The 15,500-nt window shown below is 41.3% G+C and carries 10 protein-coding genes and 2 pseudogenes; all 12 read right to left on the bottom strand.

Annotation, left to right across the window (positions count from 1 at the left end):
• Window positions 1-87 precede the first annotated feature (87 nt).
• Window positions 88-2,417 (bottom strand): annotated as a pseudogene (locus IPM52_04360) (multicopper oxidase domain-containing protein).
• A gap of 67 nt (window positions 2,418-2,484) precedes the next feature.
• Complete coding sequence (locus tag IPM52_04355) at window positions 2,485-2,925, bottom strand: DUF3347 domain-containing protein (protein ID MBK9290842.1); 441 nt, start codon at window positions 2,923-2,925, stop codon at window positions 2,485-2,487.
• A gap of 74 nt (window positions 2,926-2,999) precedes the next feature.
• Entirely contained in the window at window positions 3,000-3,221 is a 222-nt protein-coding gene (locus IPM52_04350; GenBank protein MBK9290841.1) for a cation transporter, read from the bottom strand.
• A gap of 36 nt (window positions 3,222-3,257) precedes the next feature.
• On the bottom strand, window positions 3,258-3,620 hold the full coding sequence (locus IPM52_04345; protein ID MBK9290840.1) for a hypothetical protein: 363 nt from the start codon (window positions 3,618-3,620) through the stop codon (window positions 3,258-3,260).
• A gap of 100 nt (window positions 3,621-3,720) precedes the next feature.
• A complete protein-coding gene (locus tag IPM52_04340) occupies window positions 3,721-4,662 on the bottom strand; it encodes a cation transporter (GenBank protein ID MBK9290839.1) in 942 nt (313 codons plus the stop codon).
• Window positions 4,663-4,700: 38 nt separating this feature from the next.
• Window positions 4,701-7,115 carry a copper-translocating P-type ATPase gene (locus IPM52_04335; GenBank protein MBK9290838.1) on the bottom strand — a complete coding sequence of 805 codons (2,415 nt, stop codon included), beginning with the start codon at window positions 7,113-7,115 and terminating at the stop codon, window positions 4,701-4,703.
• A gap of 89 nt (window positions 7,116-7,204) precedes the next feature.
• Entirely contained in the window at window positions 7,205-7,768 is a 564-nt protein-coding gene (locus IPM52_04330; GenBank protein MBK9290837.1) for a helix-turn-helix transcriptional regulator, read from the bottom strand.
• 402 nt (window positions 7,769-8,170) lie between these two features.
• Complete coding sequence (locus tag IPM52_04325; GenBank protein MBK9290836.1) at window positions 8,171-10,894, bottom strand: hypothetical protein; 2,724 nt, start codon at window positions 10,892-10,894, stop codon at window positions 8,171-8,173.
• A gap of 138 nt (window positions 10,895-11,032) precedes the next feature.
• Window positions 11,033-12,187 (bottom strand): annotated as a pseudogene (locus IPM52_04320) (site-specific integrase).
• A gap of 590 nt (window positions 12,188-12,777) precedes the next feature.
• Window positions 12,778-13,419, bottom strand: coding sequence for an HD domain-containing protein (locus tag IPM52_04315; GenBank protein MBK9290835.1), 642 nt, complete (start codon window positions 13,417-13,419; stop codon window positions 12,778-12,780).
• A complete protein-coding gene (locus IPM52_04310) occupies window positions 13,412-13,921 on the bottom strand; it encodes a hypothetical protein (GenBank protein MBK9290834.1) in 510 nt (169 codons plus the stop codon). Before IPM52_04310 ends, IPM52_04315 begins: the two co-directional genes overlap by 8 nt.
• Window positions 13,918-15,444, bottom strand: a complete 1,527-nt coding sequence (locus IPM52_04305) for a hypothetical protein (GenBank protein ID MBK9290833.1) — start codon at window positions 15,442-15,444, stop codon at window positions 13,918-13,920. Before IPM52_04305 ends, IPM52_04310 begins: the two co-directional genes overlap by 4 nt.
• Window positions 15,445-15,500 lie beyond the last annotated feature (56 nt).

Below are 15,500 nucleotides of genomic sequence, written 5' to 3'. Positions count from 1 at the left end.
GCGTAATGTGCTTGCCTGTGTGTTGGCTTATTAGTACTGATGCCTGTTTTAGTCGTGTAGCTAACACTACAATCATTCTTATCAGTTTTAGTAATTAAGTGATAATCCGACACCCAATCCCATATCGCTGTCATAGTGTGTTCTTATTCCTAAATGTCTTGTCAAAATGTAGCGTAAATCTACCATATACTCAAAGTCGGTATTGACCATAAATCCTGCTCTTAATCGCTTGGAAATCGGAATGTCTTCACGCATCAGTGACAAACGAAATATGCCATCGTGATATACTTCTGCCTGCACATTTACCAACATAGGCAATGTGTACATTACTCCTAAACTAACGGCTGCCCGATTGTCTTTTTTATTTACTTGTCCAAAGAGGTTTTTCTCGTGTTCGTCCATTCCCATTTTTCGGTATCGCCAATCAAAACCAACAAAGGGCATCAGCCACTGCATTTTTCCGATATAACGCCCAAAATGTGTTTCCATTTCGTAGCCGTGCATATCGTTGTAACCCAAACGCCATTCTGTGCCTAAGCTATATCGGGCATTCATTAACATTAACTCGCCATCATTACCATTGGTAGCAAAATCATTCTGTGCCATAAAGTGTGGCATATTGCTTTCTCGCTGCAACATTTTGTAGGCTTTTTCTTTGTTGGGCAGATATGGATTTTTGTAATCATCAACTGCAAATACTCTGTTCATTCCTGCCATCATATGATACAGTATATGACAATGGAAAAACCAATCTCCCTCTACATTTGCCAAAAACTCTATGGTATCTGTTTCCATTGGCATAATGTCAATAATATTCTTCATTGGTGCATTATTACCGTGTTGGTTTAACACTCTGAAATCAAAGCCGTGCAGGTGTATCGGGTGTCGCATCATTGAGTTATTGTAAATGGTAATTCTCAATATTTCGCCTTTTTTTACAGGTATTTTATCGCTTTCTGAAAGTACACGGTTATCCATACTCCATACATAGCGGTTCATATTTCCTGTAAGGGTAAATTTCAGTTCTTTAACGGGTGCATCTTTGGGCAGTTCAGTATTGTGTGGCGATTTGAGCATTGCGTAATTGAGTGTAACTATTTCGCTCAAAGCATTGGCATTATAACGGTTCGGGTCATCGTCCTTATTCATACTGTGCTTATGATGTTCGTGTTCTGCATCTTGCCTTTTTCGTGTTCAGGATGATTATCGTGTGTTTCCTTTTTACCTTTTTTCTTTTCCTCGCCTGTGATTTCAGGATACATTACTACATTCATATCCATCTGGTTAAGGCTCATATTCATACCCATATCATCAAGGTCGCCATTCATCTTCATCATATCGTTCATCATCTTCATTCCCTCGAAGTATTTCAGACGTGGCATTTCGCCTACATATTTTTTTTCGCCATTGCCTATAAAATAGCTGGCTGATTGGGTACGGTCTTCGGTTGTTGCCATAAATTCAAAGGCTTTACCGTCTTCGGGAATGGTAACAACTACATCGTAAGTTTCTGATACGGCAATAATCAACCTGTCCACTTCCACAGGCTCCACATCGTTACCATCACTCGCTACTACGGTAATTTTACCACCTGCGTAGCGCAGCCAAAAGTAAGATGATGCGCCGCCATTAGAAATGCGTAAACGTACTTTGTCGCCTGCTTTTAAGGGCTTACCGTCAATGCTTTTTAAATCGGTATGATGATTACCGTTCATCATTACACGGTCGTAATACACATCGCTCACGTCCATTGCCAACATACGCTTCCATTCGTTGTTTAGCTTGGTTTTGAATTTACCGCTTCTAATGGCTTCGGCGTAGCTTTGTGTTGCGCCTTTCCTTATCGCAAACCAGTCGCTTGCTGCGTGCAGCATACGGTGTACATTTTCGGGCTTCAGGTTCGTCCATTCGCTTAGCATTATGGGAATTTCCGGTAAATCGTCAATTCCTTTTCTAAATGTTTTATCGTCAGCCTTTTTGTGCATTATAAAGCTGCCGTACATTCCAATTTGCTCCTGTAAGCCCGAATGCGAATGATACCAATGCGTTCCGGCCTGAATAATCGGGAAACGGTAAGTATAGGTTGTGCCCGGCTCAATCGGCATTTGCGTTAAGAAAGGTACGCCGTCTTCCTTATTCGGCAGGAACAATCCGTGCCAGTGCAGGGATGTACTTTCTTTTAACTGGTTATGTACTACGATTTCTGCCGTGTCGCCCTCTGTAAATTCAAGCGTGGGCATCGGGATTTGACCGTTTACAGCGATTGCCCTCTTTTCCTTGCCTGCATAGTTTACAAGCGTATCTTTTACATACAGGTCGTAATGAACTACCTTTTGCGCAATGCTGACTTGTGATATAAAGAGTGCCAACAGGGTTAGCGGCAACAGCTTTTTGTAAAGAAATTTTTGATTATCCATTTTAAAAATCGCATTGGTTATAAACGTTAAAAGGCATTGCCCATTGAGAAATGCCTTACTGGGTTATTTATTTAGTTTCGGCAACTTTACCACAGGTAAGCATAGAAGAACCGTAGTAAGGATTTTTAATCTCCTTTTCTTTGCTTAGCCAATATGCTTTTTTCATCGGGCAATATTGGTAGTAAACGGGTTGGTTTACTTTGTCTGATGATTTTACCACTTTCCACAGTACGGTTGATACATCGTTGAAAGCGGCTCTTTGCTTTTCAAGGTTGTTACCTGCCTTGCTTAATTTGTCGGTGGCTTTCAGTAAGTCGTTTTTCTGTGTAAAATTTTCTTCACTTTTTATAGCTTCGTAAAAAGTGCTGATAGTTGTGTTTGCTTCTTTAGTATCACTATTTACCAATGCATTTTTTACACTGATGTACTTATTTAATAGATTACTTGTGTTTTGGGCAAATGCTGAATAACCAAACAACATTAGCCCTATTAAAACTAACTTTTTCACTTCTCTTTTTTTTGATTGTTAAATGAATGGATTAAGAAAGAACTCCGAAGCAAGGCTTCGGATAGTTCTTCGGATTAAGCATTCAAAGGCTCTATTTTGAAACCTTTACTTTTGATAATAGATACTACTTCTTCTTCCGTAATTCCTTTTGAAATCACGGTAAGGATTTTATCGGCATTATCCGTGTCCACCTTCCAATGGCAGACTCCTTCGGCATTATCTAAATCTGACTTTACTTTTGATACACAACCTCCACAGTTGAGATTGGTTTTGAATTTAAATTCTTTATTTTCCATTTTATTGAATTTTGAATTGTTATTTAATGATTGTTTTTATTTTTTGAGTTTGTCGGCAGGTGGATTATAGTCGGGCAAACTTGTAACTCTTACGGTATCTACTCCGTCAATATCCCAAGTGATAGGTATCATTGTCATATACTCACATTTCGGACACATATCGCCTTGCGAGCCTATCATTTCCCTATGTCTGGGACAACCTGTAATGATATTACCTGTTGCATCAATCAATTCGCCATTTTCATTACGATTGGCTTTTTGTGTTTCCGTATTGCTTACGGCTGTTTCGGTTGCGTGGTCGTGTCCCACGTGTTGGTTGTGGCTGTTACTGTTTCCACAAGATGCAACAAACATCGCAATTGATGCAAGTGCTGCTATCACTGTTTTTCTTACTATCATTTTTTAAAATTTTAATTGTTATTTGATACTGCAAATTTCAGTACATTATCATTCTGCGTTGTTGTGTTATTTATTGTTTGATTTGTGAGATTTACTGAAATCAGTGATGATGTTCGTGTGCTGTTGGTTCTGCCTTTACGCTGCACAATATTGAATTATCGTGTTTGTGTGCAGGTGTTTCCAACTGAATGGTTACGTGATGAACGTTTAAGTGTTCCAAGTCGTGTTCTATTTTACGAAGCATTTTTTCGCTTTCTTCAATCGTCATTTTTTCATTCACAACTGCGTGGCAGGTAAGAGCATTCAAACCGCTTGTAATTGTCCAAATATGTAAGTCGTGAATGTTTTGAATACCGTCTGTTTTTAAGATTTTGTCCGTTACTTTTTCTATTTCTACATTATTGGGTGTACCCTCCATAAGTACGTGTACCGATGATTTGGTAACTAAGTATCCGCTTCGCAATACCAATATGGAAACGATAACACTTGCTAGAGGGTCTGCCCAACTCCAACCAAAGAATAGAATGAGCAAAGCTGCGATGATGGCACCAACCGAACCAAGCATATCACTGATGACGTGCAGGTACGCTCCACGCATATTGAGGTTTTCCTTTACATCAGCTCCACGCATCATTATCCAAGCTACAAGCACATTGACCAATAAGCCTATAAATGCAATAATGAGCATTCCGTAGGATTGAATTTCGGGCGGATTTTGGAAACGTTCGATTGCTTCATATATAATATAAACTGAAATCAGTATCAGCGTTGCTCCATTGATAATCGCAGCTAATATTTCAAACCGTTTATATCCATACGTTTTACCATAATCGGCTACTTTACTGCTGAATTTAAAAGCCATTAAGGCAATGAACAATGAAATAGCATCGCTCAGCATATGCCCTGCATCTGCCAATAAAGCAAGGCTGTTTGTAATCAAACCACCGATAACCTCTACTGCCATATAAGTCGTAATAATAACAAGGCTGATGGTTAAGGTTTTTTTGTTCGAACTGTGCGAATGGTTGTGTTCTTGTCCCATATTTTTCTTTTTATCCGTTACTATTTTGGTTCAATGCTTTACTTTTTCCATTTTAACCGCAAACTGTTACTTACCACGCTCACAGAACTCAATGCCATTGCTGCTCCTGCAATCATTGGATTAAGTAAAAATCCATTTATCGGGTAGAGAATACCTGCTGCAATTGGAATACCGATAAGGTTATAGATAAATGCCCAGAACAAGTTTTGTTTAATAGTAGCTACAGTTTGTTTTGAAAGCCTAATTGCTTGTGGAATCTTGGTAAGATCTGATGAAATGATTGTCATTTTGGCTACGTCCATTGCTATATCCGAACCTTTACCCATCGCTATACTCACATCTGCTGTTGCCAATGCGGTACTGTCATTGATACCGTCCCCAACCATTGCAACAGTTTTGCCTTGTTGTTGCAATTCTTTTACAAAATCGGCTTTGTGTTGTGGCAATACTTCGGCTTTATAGTGTCTGATGCCTGTCTGCTCTGCTATGGCTTTTGCTGTGGCTTCGTTATCGCCTGTAAGCATATACAAATCAATACCCATTTCCTGCATTTCCTTTATGGCTGCTACCGATGTTTCTTTTATCTTATCAGAAATAGCAATTACAGATAGAGCTTGTTTGCTGTCTGAAAACCAAATAACGGTTTTCGATTGTTTGCCCCATTCATCGGCTTGTTGTTGTAATTGGTTTGGAATATTGATGTTGTTTTCTGCCAATAGTTTTTTATTGCCTACAAAATAGGTTTCGTTATTATGATTGGCTTTTGCTCCTTTACCTGTAATGCTATCGAAGTCTGATAATGGAGTAGCTGTAACACCGTCCAAATGTTTTACCACGGCTTCTGCCAAAGGGTGTTCTGATTGCTTTTCGATACTCAAAAGAATATCTTTTGCGGTATCATCATTGTTGAGCCATTGAATGCCTGTTACCTGTGGTCTGCCCTCTGTAATTGTTCCTGTTTTGTCTAATATGATTGCATCTACTTTTTTGGCTAATTCAAGGCTTTCAGCATCTTTTATTAAAATACCTTTTTCAGCACCTTTGCCAACGCCTACCATAATTGCCGTAGGGGTAGCCAATCCCAACGCACAAGGACAAGCAATAACCAATACAGTAACGGCTGCTAAAAGACCTTGTACAACACCATTCTCGCCTCCTAAGAAGAACCAAAGAATAAATGTCAGGATAGCAATACCGATTACTACCGGAACGAAAATACCTGCGATTTTATCCACCAGTTTTTGTACGGGTGCTTTACTTCCCTGTGCATCCTGCACCATTTTGATGATTTGGGCAAGCATTGTTTCTTTACCCACTTTTACCGCCTTGAACTGGAAGCTACCTTTTTGGTTGATGGTTCCTGCAAATACCTTTTCGTTTTCCTTTTTCAGTACCGGAACAGGTTCGCCGCTTAGCATACTTTCATCTACATACGAATTGCCCGATACAACTGTACCATCCACCGCAATTTTTTCGCCAGGCTTAACCAAAATAATATCGCCTGCGTTTACATCTTCGATGGCTTTTTGTCTTTCCGTGCCGTCTGCTTCTATTACGATAACCGTTTTCGGCTGTAAGCCCATCAGCTTTTTAATGGCTGAAGAGGTGTTGCCTTTGGCTCTTTCTTCCAGCAGTTTTCCCAAGAGGATGAATGCGATAATAACGGCAGCCGCTTCAAAATATACGTGAGCATGCAGTCCCCGTTGATGCCAAAAGTCGGCAAACAGCATATTGAAAACACTGAACAGGTAGGCAATACCTGTACTCAATGCCACCAGCGTATCCATATTGGCGGAACGGTGCTTTGCCTGCTTCCAAGCGTTTACAAAAAAATCCCTGCCCAACCATATTACAACGGGCGTGGAAAAGAGCCACATTATCGGGTCTGCATAGGGCATATCCATAAAGAACATTCCTATGATTACCACGGGCAGGGAAAGGATAATTGCCCAAATGGTCTTGTTTTTCAAGGTTCGGAATTTCTTTTCGTGGATGGCTTCGAGCGTTTCCTGCTGCTTGGTTTCGTCTTCAATCAATAGGTCGTAACCTACTCCCTGAACCGCTTTTTGCAGGGTGGAGGCATCGGTCATATTGGGCAGATATTCCACGGTAAGATTGCCCGTTGCAAAGTTCACGGAAGCATTAACTACTCCCGGTTGGTATTTCACAATGCTTTCGACACTGCCCGCACAGGATGCACAGGTCATGCCCAATACCGGAAAAGCACTTTTAACCGTAGGAACTCCGTAACCTAAATCTTTAATTGCCTTAACAGCTTCGCCTACGGTTTCATTGCTATCTACTGTAATCGCTGCCCTGCGGTTGTTCAGCTCTACTTTATGGGTTTCTACGCCTTTTACCTGTGCCAATCCCTTTTCAACGATTAATGCACAGTGTTCGCTCTCTACGTCTTCTAAGGGAATATAAATTATTTCTCTATTATTGTTTGCCATATTCTGCTTGTATTAATTTACAATACAAAATTGGCTATTATATTTATGGGTACTGTTGTGAAATTTTGGATTTGATTTGTAAGATTTACTTACACTTTATCCAACGGTTTTCTTTTATCCTCTTTAATCTGTTTGAAATGGCTTGGTGTTAGCCCTGTTACTTTTTTGAATTGATTGCTCAAATACGCTACACTTGAATAGTTCAGACGAAAGGCAATTTCACTCAAAGACAATTCATCATATACCAATAGTTCTTTTACCTTTTCTATCTTCTGGGCAATAAAATATTTTTCAATGGTTGTACCCTCTACTTCTGAAAAAAGGTTGGATAAATAATTATAATTGTGGTATAACTTACTGCTTAATACATCTGAAAGATTGGTTTTAATATCGTTGTCCTGATGATGTACCAAGTCAATAATTATATTCTTTATCTGCTCAATGATACGGCTTTTTTTATCGTCAATGATTTCAAAACCCAATGGAATTAAAACCTTATCTAAATTGCTTTTTTCTTCGGGTGTGGGTTCTTTAGCAAGCATAACTTCCCCTAATTTGATATTCATAACATCAAATCCCAATTTATCCAATTCATTTTGCACCACCATAATACAACGGTTGCAAACCATATTTTTAATAAAGAGTGTTGTCATATTTATTTCTTACTCACGTTATTTCGTTACAAAGTTAGAAAATGTTTTAAAAATAGTTTGGGGTGGTGGGTGGGCTTTGGTCGGCTTGGCTCTTTTGGTTTTGCGAAGCGTTGGCGTTGTGTGTCGGGGCAAAACCAAATGTGCCAAATGCGTTGGCAAAAAAATTCCTTTGTGCGTTGGGCATTTTTTTATTTTTTTCTGTGTCGGGTTGTTGTCTGGTTAGGTATCGAAGTGTCGGTTCGGGTGGTCGTCCTGCCATTGCCACTAACGTTTAGCGTGTATGTGCAGTAGCGGATTAGGAGCATTTTCCTGTCCGTTTAGCACAAAGTTTCTTAGAAGCACAGACCTTTGATTTGCCAATACTCCAGCTATTGACACATACACGCTGTTGTAGGCAGTTGTTTATTTTTTCTTACTTATTGCTTCTTTTAGCTTTAGGCCAAGTTCACTAATTTCATTCCTTTTTTTACTTATATCTATATTTTTTGACTTGTTCTTGTAAATTATTGTTTGAAACCATTCTTGTTTTTTCTGAAATTGCTGGTGAAAATTTCTTGGTGCACAATTCAATATAAAATCACATATTTTTAATGCAAAATCTATCTTTTGAAGTCTAACAAGAACATCTAAAAAATTATATAAACCTGCAATCACATTTTGCCTAGCCCCTGATGAAATATCATCAAGTTTCTTTGAAATTATTGCATTGTATAGGAAATTACCTTGCTTGTCGTGAATGTCTTTGCACTCCTGTTTTTGTTTCTCCCGAAGAGTATTAAACTCACTAATGCTAATTTCATTGTAATTTCTTTTCTCCTTTAAGTCTTGCCAATCTGAAATTATTAGAATTGAACGATATTGAAGAAGCATACCAGCTATTTCCAAGTCAATGTCTTCATTAAAATTGAAACCTGAAGATGCATAATCTAGTAAAATCAAGATTGCTTTGATTTTTTGCTCTCTTGTTCCATTTGCCCAATTATATGTAGCCCACATCTTTGAATATGTTGCGAAGAACAATTTCTCTTTTGAGCCTTTTTGAAAATTTTTATTAAAAATATAGCTGTATTCTTGTAAATATTTTAGTGCATCTTCTCTTTTACCCCTATCAACAAGATATGCAGCTAAGTTTAAAATTGCTTGTAGTTTAACTTCTAAGGGACTACTTGCCCTATTAAGAATTTGTTTGTAGTTATCTGTTACTTCAATTTCATTTTTTGCCAAGCGGCTGGTATTTGCTGCAAGCAAAAGAGAATGTTCAACATCTAAAGATTTGTCTTTATTAACTTGATTTCTTCTTTGCTCCCAGATACCCCTTTGAGAAATTGGTCGTTTTTGGTAATAATTTGACATAATTTGAAATATCTCATTTGAGTATATCTCAAAAAATTTATGTTCATCATCAATTTTTAATATTTTTAGTTTTATCAATTCATTCAATGCTGAATTGAATGTATCAGCTTCGTGTTCAAGGTTTAAAATATATTGAGCTTTTTCAATTACATTACTAAGGTCATCTTTTGTTACTAAAAGGCTGAGAACTACGAAAAGGTCTTTGGCTTTGGGTGATAAATATTCATAAATTCTGCCAAATAAGAAACTGATAGCCGTATCTCCTTCTTTGATTTTGAAGTTTAATGCATCATCTAATCCACGTTGTGCAAGTATAAAAGCAAATTGAAAAATAAACAATGGTCTACCGCCCGTTATCTCAAAAACCTTACGACTTTTTTCAGGGTTTTCTAGTTCTCGTTTAATAACTTCATTATTACCAAGTTCTTCATTTTTAATTACTTCCAATAAAAACCTTTTTGTTTCATGTTCTGTGAGTTCATTAGTTTGAAATTCTTGACCAATATTGATATTTACGGCTCGCGTTGTAATAATAACCTTATGATAGTTTGTGTTAAGTTCTGATATAAATTCTTCTATCTTGTCTTTTTCTTCTTTTGGAAAAGTTTCATAGTCATCAATAACCAAAAGAATTTTCTTGCCTTCAATTTGAATAATATTTTTTGGATCATCGCTTTCAATGTTGAAAATAACTTTATTTACTCCTTTTATCAATTCAGAAAAGGTTGCAATTCTGTCACTAATTTCTTCAATTTTACCTGTGTAATAATCGTAACGTCTATCTTTTGCAGATAGAAATACGATGTAGTCAAAAAACTTTATTTCATCATTGGCTAAATCTTCACAAAGACTTTGGATGGTAGCTGTTTTACCTACTCCCCCGTGTCCCCAAACTGTGGCGCAAACAGATGCGTTATTTCTTATGAGAAATGATTTTAATTTTCCCTTAATGCCAATATCAATATACTTTCGGTAGTTGTTTTCGTAGATATTGCGAATTGTACCGTTATGACTTTTTACTTTTACTCCGTCATTTGTAACATCTAATTCACATAATTCGTCCCATTCTTTGAAGTAAATACCTGTATCAAGTAAACGATTGTACTTTACCTTTCCAAGAAGCTTTTCATCTATACTGTTGAAAAAGTAAAGTTCTTTACCGTAAGATGTAATTTCAATAAACGGGGAAAGCCTGAAATATGCATTCGGTCCTGTACTGGCGTACAAACAGCCTAATTCAAAAGAACCAATTGTTTTTGGGCAACTCCAAGGGACATAACTTGCTCCGTCACTTTTGTATAAAATGCCTTTATAGGTCGTATTTTCGGCATTAGTTACATATACCAAATCTACGTTTTCTTTCAGGATTGGTAAGTCTGCTGTCAAAACACAGTCGTAAAGCTCTTCTAATACTGAAAGTAATTTTTCAGGGGCATCTTCATAAACAAAGCCATGTCCAAGCAATTCATTTCTAACAGATGGATACTTATCTAAGGCTTGGCTTAACTTACTCTTTTTGAAAATTTCTTTATCCGTGTCAAGTTTCCTACAAATAGCAACAATGCTGCCTATTGTGGGTTTTATAATAGATTGAAAGACAAATTCTTTATCTTCATAATCTAGTTTTTCCAAATTCTTATTCCAAAGGTAACCTAATAGGTAAACCAATACATATTCAAACCTAGCCTGATAATGTTGTTTTAGGGCGTTCTTGTCGCCCATTGTTTGCAAAAAGTCTATTCGTTGGTCAATTTGTTTTCTGATGTAATCCATTTTTGTCTTTTTATCGTTTTTTTACAATTGCCCACAACTCGTTTATAGGTCTGACAAAATCATCCTTATTCACTGCAAAATGGGTGTATAGGTCTGACAAATGTCAGGTTTTATTTCTTTCATACCTGGTCTATGTTTTTATAATTCATCAAAGGGTGACTTGATTTTAGTTAAACTTTTTTCGGTAACGTGTGTGTAGATTTCCGTTGTTTTGCTGCTTTTATGCCCAAGCAATTCCTGGATATACCTGAGGTCGGTGCCCGACTCCAGTAAGTGGGTTGCGTAGCTGTGCCTTAACCAGTGAAGCGTGACAGGCTTATCAATTTCCGCTTTCGTTATGGCTTGTTTCAACACACTCTGAAGGCTCTTTTCGCTGTATTGTTCTCCTTCAGCCTGTCCCTCAAACAACCAAACCTTTGGTTTGTATTTTGAGTAATATTCCCTCAGCATGCTAATTGTCTTATCCGAAATGGGCACTACCCTGTCTTTTTTGCCTTTTGCGTTTCGGATGATCAGCAGGTGCCGCGCAGCGTCCACATCAGCCGGCTTCAGGTTCAGCAGCTCGCTGCGCCTGAGTCCGCAGGCATAGATCAGGCTAAGCATGGTGCGGTGTTTCTGGTTCACCTAAGCATTCAAAACCGAAGCCACCTCTTCTTTGCTCAGCACATTGGGCAGCTTGTGCTGGCGCCTCGGACGCTCCAGCGTGCCTACATCAAGTTTGGTGTGCATCACCTGACCAAAGAAAAGCTTGAGCGCGTTGATCACCTGATTCTGATACGAATAGCTCAGGCCATTTGCCAAAATGTGATCGTTAATATAAGCTAATACCTCGTTTATAGTCACCGAATCAACCGGCCGGTGACCCAGCCAGCGCAGAAAACTCTGCAAGGCCCCTGTATATGTGCCAATAGTGGATGCGCTGTATCGCTTGTGAAGCAGCCAGTGTTCGAAGGTTTGAAGATGGGTCGCCTTGTCCGGATTTAAATCGGGCAGCCGGGGTTTTACGGCATTCGCAACTGGCGCATTCGCAACAGCCTCAGCCCGCAGCACTGAATAATCCACCAAGGCCAATCCGCGAAAAGCATTGAAAACATCGTTGAGCCTGAACTGCGCCGCCTCCTGGTACCAAAACTCTCTGCTCCGGCTCCAGGCTTTTCCAGGCAAGGTCTTCACACGTCGCTTAAGCTCTTCATCCTTGTCGAACTGCAAGCTAACCACTTCTGCATCATGGTGCCGGGTGCGGCTCAGAACCACCTTACGGGTTTGGTTGGTTGTTGCATTCGTTTCTGCCATCGCATGTAGTTTTTCATTGGCCTGACCCGACCGCTGACCAAGATGTTCATCTTCGGTCCGGTTTCGACCTCGCCAGCGCCACCTGTTTGCTGCCCCACAAATTCGCTTCGGTTTCGTGTCGCTCAACTGGTTGGCTGGCAGCACCAAACTTATATAAAAATTCGGTTAAGTCAATAGGCTTTCCGAAAAAAATGAATGAACTTAATATATTGAAAAATAGCTACATAGTACTTTGAGCTCAAAAATGGTCTTCGTGACCGGCAATTCAAACACCTTTTTCTGGTGCCTCGAGAGTGTGCTTCGAGGGTTTGCAGCATGGGGCAAAACGCAACAAGGATTTTTTCTTTACTGTTCACATGCAAATTTAAGAAAGCAATACTTTTTGCTATCTAAGCCATACCCTGGAGCTGCTTCCAAATAACCCGGCCAATCAGTTTCACAAACTGCTTCCGATAACAGAACCAAGATTAGACACAACACGCCTGCAGCCTGAACGGTACAAAGCTTTGACCAACCCATGCCCGAACACCTTTTTTCGCGTGCCATGCTCAAATGAGTATCCGTTCTTTGGGCAGGCCTGATCGCTTTGTTCAGGCTTTGCCCTCCCATTCTTCGTAAAAACGATCCAGCCAGATCAGCATAAAGTTGTGCCGTTCTTCAGCCATCCGTCGGGCTGCATCCGTATTCATCATCTCCTTTAGCCTGAAGAGCTTTTCGTAAAAATGCCCAATGGTGGAACTGTCGAACGAACCCTCCATGAAATACTTCTCGGCTTCGGCGCGGGAATTGTAATTCATAAAAGGCCGCTTCTTGTATCCTCCGTAGCTGAATGCCCTGGCTATGCCAATGGCACCCATGGCGTCGAGGCGGTCGGCATCCTGAACCACCTGGAATTCAACCGACTTCTCGCCGCTGAAAACAGAGGCATGTCTGAACGACATGTTTCTGATGATAAACATGATATGTGCAATTGAAGTCTGGGACACATGTTGTTGCCTCAGAAAAGCCTCAATTTCAGCTTCCATTTGCGCCGGCCGATCTGTGAGTTTGGAATCAGTGAGGTCGTGCAGCAATGCAGCCAGACCCACAATCTCCGCATCTGCGCCGGTCTGTTCAGCCAGTTGCATCGCCATGCGGTAAACCCGCTGAATATGCCACCAGTCGTGCCCGCTTTCGGCCGATTCGAGTCTCTTCTTCACCCACACAATGGTTTCAGCAATGCGCTTATTCATTTGGCCGGCCAATTAAATACCTGATTATAAATGTTGCGTCCTGTTTTTTGCGTCCGTCAATCACCAGGCAGGTGCTGCATTCGGGATACAATCCATACCAAAGATAACTTTGCCAGATGTGTTCGACGTACCAGTCGGGTTCGATGCCCCAGCGGTCGTCGCGCAACTTTCGCCTCACAAAAGTGTTTTTGTCAATCTCGATGAAAATGCACTTGTCGAACAGCGCCCGTGTGGCTGCGTCCCAGAGTACCATCAAACCTTCGGCTATGACGTATTTGTTTCGCGCAGCTTCGGCGAGGATGGCTTCACGAAATTTTGCGTGGTCAATCGAATCAGGATGCTCCCAGTCCAAATGTCCTCTGATCTGTGGAATCAGTTCCACGTCTTTCACAAAATCGTCCTGACAGATGATCGTAGTGTGTTCGTGTCCAAGCTGTTGACGCAGTATGTTGGCGAGTGTACTTTTTCCTGCCTGGCTAACCCCGGCAATGGCGATGATCATTTTTTGAGGCGATTACGTAAGAGATTGGATTTATTGTCGGGCGAGGGCACAAACTGATACGCTCCCAGGTCGGGCGCGGGCAGCCGGCTGATTCCATCCAGGTCGAAGGGAACCAGTTGACCATACTCCGCTTTTCCCACACCTATCACAGGCGAGAGGGTGTCGGGCCGGTAATCGAACCTGGGATAATCTCTGAATTTGGGGTCCTGGTTACGTATCACATTGATGTAGTTGGCGGTGTTGGTGGTCTGCCTTTTAGTGCGCAGCAGGCAATGGTCGAACATATAGGTGCTGTCGGCACCGCCTACCAGCTCCTTACCGATTTCTTCTTCGGCCGAACCAAACACGATGCTGTTGCCCCATTCCATGCTCAGGGGGATGGGAAATGGCCGGTTGAGGCTGTCGGGCAGGAAATTGTTGAAAAACAGGCTGGGCGTATTGCGTATGCCGAGGGTCCAGTTGTTTGCCACGGTAGTGTGAATAAATCTGTAAGCCCCGCCACCTGTGAGTGCAACTGCGTAATTCCCGCAGTTGGCAACAACCAGATTGGCCGCATCCACGGCAAAGAGCCTGGTAAACAGCCCGATACCGGTGTGGTTTTCGATGATGGTATTGGTGATATTGAGTTGATTCTGGGTGGGTCGGAGGAACGATTCCACCTGCAGACCGATGAAGCCGTTGCGGATGATGGCATAATCAATTTCGTGGTTGTATCCCAGCCTGCCTTCCATCAGCCAGATGCGGTCCCATTGTCCGGGGATGTTTCGGTAATCCGGGTCGAGCCGGTCGCCCTGAAAGATCACGGGATTTTCGCGCGTTCCGCGCACTTTGAGCACCCCGTCCACATAAGCCCATAGTCCCGACTTGTTGTGGAAATGCACCCGCGTACCTTCTTCTATCACCAGGGTGCCATAGCTGTCGATGAGCGCATAGCCATACACCACATAAGGCTTGCCGGCTGTCCAGGTCACGGTTTGGTTGCTGTCAGCCACCACTTTGAATTTCGGGAAGCCGGGTACAATGCGGTCAGCCAGAATATAATGCGCATCCTGTCCCCAGGCAACCAGTTTTACGCTTTGCTCATTGCCATTGAGGTTGAATATCAGGTCGTCCTCCTCCACAAAAGGATGGTTTTCGTTGCGCGGGTCGATGGTTACCTTCACAAAGACAAAGATGCTGTCGCGCGGAGCTATTTCCACTTCGTTTACACTCAGGCCCGGAATGCCGTCCACATTCATCCTGAAAGGCGAAGCCCCGCCCCTTGCCAGACTTATGTTCGAGATGCGCACACGTCTGGCCGAGTTGTTGTAAACCATCAATGGCTTGGTGATGCTTCCCAGGCTGGTAAATACGGTGTCGAACATCACCGTGTCGGCCGAAAATGCAAGCCGGAGGCCGGGGTCGGTACTGATGGGGTCTTCCTTGAGGCACGAGGCCATCATTATCCCCAAAAAGAACAATGGAAGCAGGCTGCGCATTGCACCTTGAAAAAACCTCATTCCTGGCTCGAAACCGTATTTCATCTGGCAAAGGTAGGCAGATATCATTTACGCTTATCCGGCACGAATATTGTACCTTC

Source organism: Bacteroidota bacterium, from assembly GCA_016715945.1.
GTDB lineage: Bacteria > Bacteroidota > Bacteroidia > Bacteroidales > F082 > JALNZU01.
This window is presented reverse-complemented; position numbering and strand designations above follow the sequence as displayed.

Coding starts and splice junctions, on each gene's coding strand:
- IPM52_04350 (MBK9290841.1), bottom strand. CDS start 3,221: ATGGAAAATAAAGAATTTAAATTCAAAACCAATCTCAACTGTGGAGGT.
- IPM52_04325 (MBK9290836.1), bottom strand. CDS start 10,894: ATGGATTACATCAGAAAACAAATTGACCAACGAATAGACTTTTTGCAA.
- IPM52_04305 (MBK9290833.1), bottom strand. CDS start 15,444: ATGAAATACGGTTTCGAGCCAGGAATGAGGTTTTTTCAAGGTGCAATG.
- IPM52_04340 (MBK9290839.1), bottom strand. CDS start 4,662: ATGGGACAAGAACACAACCATTCGCACAGTTCGAACAAAAAAACCTTA.
- IPM52_04310 (MBK9290834.1), bottom strand. CDS start 13,921: ATGATCATCGCCATTGCCGGGGTTAGCCAGGCAGGAAAAAGTACACTC.
- IPM52_04315 (MBK9290835.1), bottom strand. CDS start 13,419: ATGAATAAGCGCATTGCTGAAACCATTGTGTGGGTGAAGAAGAGACTC.
- IPM52_04330 (MBK9290837.1), bottom strand. CDS start 7,768: ATGACAACACTCTTTATTAAAAATATGGTTTGCAACCGTTGTATTATG.
- IPM52_04335 (MBK9290838.1), bottom strand. CDS start 7,115: ATGGCAAACAATAATAGAGAAATAATTTATATTCCCTTAGAAGACGTA.
- IPM52_04345 (MBK9290840.1), bottom strand. CDS start 3,620: ATGATAGTAAGAAAAACAGTGATAGCAGCACTTGCATCAATTGCGATG.